3 protein-coding genes are annotated in these 3601 nt (G+C 26.5%); all 3 read left to right on the top strand.

Annotated elements, in window-relative coordinates; genetic code table 11:
• The coding region (locus tag Q5O44_RS01555; RefSeq protein ID WP_302637123.1) for an LPXTG cell wall anchor domain-containing protein at positions 1-257 on the top strand (257 nt) is incomplete at its 5' end.
• A gap of 164 nt (positions 258-421) precedes the next feature.
• Entirely contained in the window at positions 422-1873 is a 1452-nt protein-coding gene (locus Q5O44_RS01550; RefSeq protein ID WP_022166623.1) for a methyl-accepting chemotaxis protein, read from the top strand.
• A 178-nt stretch (positions 1874-2051) separates the two neighbouring features.
• On the top strand, positions 2052-3473 hold the full coding sequence (locus Q5O44_RS01545; protein ID WP_022166622.1) for a potassium/proton antiporter: 1422 nt from the start codon (positions 2052-2054) through the stop codon (positions 3471-3473).
• Positions 3474-3601 lie beyond the last annotated feature (128 nt).

Raw genomic sequence — 3601 nt, 5'->3', positions numbered from 1 at the left:
AAGTAAAACCTGAAGTAAAACCTGAAGTAAAACCTGAAACTCCAGAAGAGAAGCCAGGAACTCCAGAAGAGAAGCCTGATACATCAGATAAAAAAGAAATACCAGTTAGTGTAGAATCTTCAGAAAAAAATAATAAGGAAGATGATAAATCAATACCTAAAACAGGAGGAGTTAATTCTCTTGGAATAATAGGACTTGGATCTACTATTTTAACTTTAGGTGGATTATTAACATTCAAAAAGAAGAGGAAAAAATAAATAAAATCATTTATAAATTGATTAAGTAAAGATAGTTTTGCTGATTATATAAATTAGCAAAACTATCTTTTTGTAATTTATAATAAAGAAAAAAAGATAGTTTTCGATAAATATTTTAGAAGAGATTTTAATTATTAATATAGTATAAAGGAGGAAATAATTCTATGAATAAAAAAATTAATAGAATTATTATAGGGATATTTTTATTTTTAGGTGCTTTATATATTGGTGGTTCATTAAGCCAGTATGCAGTTGGAGATAGAAGTAAAGAATTTTTATTATTAATTACTGGGAGTATAATAATAACAAATTTAGTAGTTATTATAGAATATAAGAGAAATAAATTGAGTAAAACTATTCCGTGGATATATTCAATTATATATTGTATTATATACTCAATAACATTATTAACAACCAAAACTGTAGTAACATATGTAATTGCATTTGTTTATATAATATCTATAATTTTATGTAAAAATGTAAAATTAATAAGATTTATGTGTACATGGTGTTCTATTACAATAGCAATATATGTATATATGTTAATTTCGCAAGGAAATACCAGTGAGTCTATTATAGTAATTGCAAGTGTTATTGGGTTTATACCTGTAAGTTTATTTGTAACAAGCAGTTTAAAAACTTCTGAGGAAATTACAGCAAAAACATTAGAGGAAATAAGTAATAAAAATTTACAACAACAACAATTAATAGATGATATGAAAAAAATAGTTGAAATATTATCAGAAAATTTTATATCACTAAATGAAATTATGAATGATTTTAATAATAGCAATGTAGAATTAAATAAATCATTTTTAGAAATAAAATCAAGTTCATCAAAAACTGTATTGGAAATAGAAGAGGAAAGTTCTTTAATAGAAGATATTAAAAATAAAATTGAAGATGCAACTAAAGCAAGTGAAAATGTAGAAGATTATTCAACGGATGCAGATAATGCTATTAATACAGGAATACAAAAGGTTAAAACATTACTAGAAACAAGTAAATTTGTTAATGAGAAAAACAATTTAGTAAATGAATCTATGAAAAATTTAGAAAATAAATTTTCTAATATAGCAAATATAACAGAAATTATATCTAGTATAGCAGAGCAAACCAATCTTTTATCTTTAAATGCATCAATAGAAGCTGCTAGAGTAGGAGAAGTAGGAAAAGGGTTTTCAGTTGTAGCAACAGAAATTAAGAAATTAGCAGAAGAAAGTAAGACTAATGCAGAAAATATAGAGCGTATCTTAGCAGAATTAAAGAATGAAACTCAGGTATCAGTTATGCAAGTTGAAAATTTATTAAAAGAAAGTATAAAACAACAAGAGTTGGTTTATGACACAAATGATGCATTTAACAAAATTCAAGATAATATGAATACTGTTAAAGGTGAAATAAATGTAGTAACCAATATGATGAGATTGGTATTAAATAATAGTGAAAAAGTATGTGATAGTATTTCAAATGTTTCTATATTATCAAAAGAAACTATGGATAATTCAGAGTATACTGCTTCAATATCTAATAAAAATTCAGAAAAGTTAGAAGAAGTTAAAGAAATTTTTATGTCTCTAGAAAAGACTGTTAATGAAATAGAAAAATATATTTAGAATTAATAAAAGAAGCTTCCAATAAGTAATTATAGGGAGTTTCTTTTTTAAATTTAAATAAGGTTATGGTACTTAAGAGTATTGAAAATCTCATCTTTATCAAAAATAATTTAATTTTTGCAATTAAAGAGTCAATAGATAATATAATGAATAAATAGCAATAACAATGGAGGAACATATGGTACAACTAATGTTATGTTGTGGTTTGATACTTCTTATATGTATTACTTCTAGTAAGGTTTTATACAAGTTTGGAGTGCCTCTTCTTTTGATTTTTATATTTTTAGGCATGATATTTGGAATAATAGGAATTGACTTTAGTGACTTTCAACTAACTGGAGAAATTGCATCAATAGCTTTAGTTTTTATAATGTTTTATGGTGGTTTTGGAACTAATTGGAGTATGGCTAGACCAAAGGCAGTACCTTCTATTTTAATGTCTACTTTAGGAACTATCATAACTTTTTTTATTACAGGATTGTTTGTATATTTAATATTTAAAATATCTTTATTAGAATCTTTACTTATAGGTGCAGTGGTGAGTTCCACCGATGCAGCATCAGTTTTTACTATACTTAGATCACAAAAATTAAATTTGGAAGGTTCTTTAGCATCGCTTTTGGAAGTAGAAAGTGGTAGTAATGATCCAGTAGCTTATATGTTAACTTTGATTATTCTTACTATAATGGGGAACGGTACAGTAATACAGCTTATACCAATGATAGTAAGTCAGATAGTTTTTGGAATTATTGTAGGAGCTGTGATAGCAATAGCTTCTATATATTTAATTAGGCATGCAAATTTTGAAATAGAAAGCTTTTACATTATTTTTATCATAGCTATAGCTATAATTTCATATTCATTGAGTGAATGGATGGGAGGGAATGGATATTTAAGTGTTTACATCAGTGGAATAATTATTGGTAATAGTAAGATACCTCATAAGAAGACTTTGGTACACTTTTTAGATGGTGTATCTTGGATTATGCAAATAATATTATTTTTTATTTTAGGACTTTTATCAAGTCCCATAGAACTACCTAAAGTAATAGGAAAGTCAGTGGTGATTTCTCTTGTTATAATTTTTATAGCAAGGCCAATATCAGTTTTTTTAGTGCTTAGAAGGTTTGAGTTTAATACTAGGGAAAAGCTATTTATATCATGGGTAGGTCTTAGAGGTGCAGCATCTATAGTTTTTTCCATATTTGCTTTAAATTATGAGGTTAATATAAATAATGATATATATCATATTATATTTTTTATTGCTTTGATGTCTGTTGGAGTTCAAGGAACTTTGATACCTATAATAGCAAGGCGTTTAGAGCTTTTAGACAATAACAGACCTGTATTAAAGACATTTAATGATTATGTAGAAGAGAAAAATACAAAGGTTATGGAAGTGAAAATAGAAGGAAGCTGTAGACTTATTAATAAGAGTATAATGGATGCTAATATTCCAGAAGAAATACTTATAGCTATGATAAAAAGAGAAGGTGAAATAATTATTCCCAAAGGAGCATCTATAATAAAGGAAGGAGATATATTAGTAGTGGTTGGTAATTGTTTAGAAGATGATTTATATAAAGTTATAAAAAAATAAATTAAAAGATAAAACAAAAAAAGAAGTTCAATTTTGAACTTCTTTTTGGTGCTGAAGACCGGAATCGAACCGGTACGGTATCGCTACCGCAGGATTTTAAGTCCTGTGCGTCTGCCTGTTCCGCCACT

Source organism: Clostridium sp. CAG:221 (genome assembly GCA_000435835.1).
GTDB lineage: Bacteria > Bacillota > Clostridia > Clostridiales > Clostridiaceae > Clostridium.
This window is presented reverse-complemented; position numbering and strand designations above follow the sequence as displayed.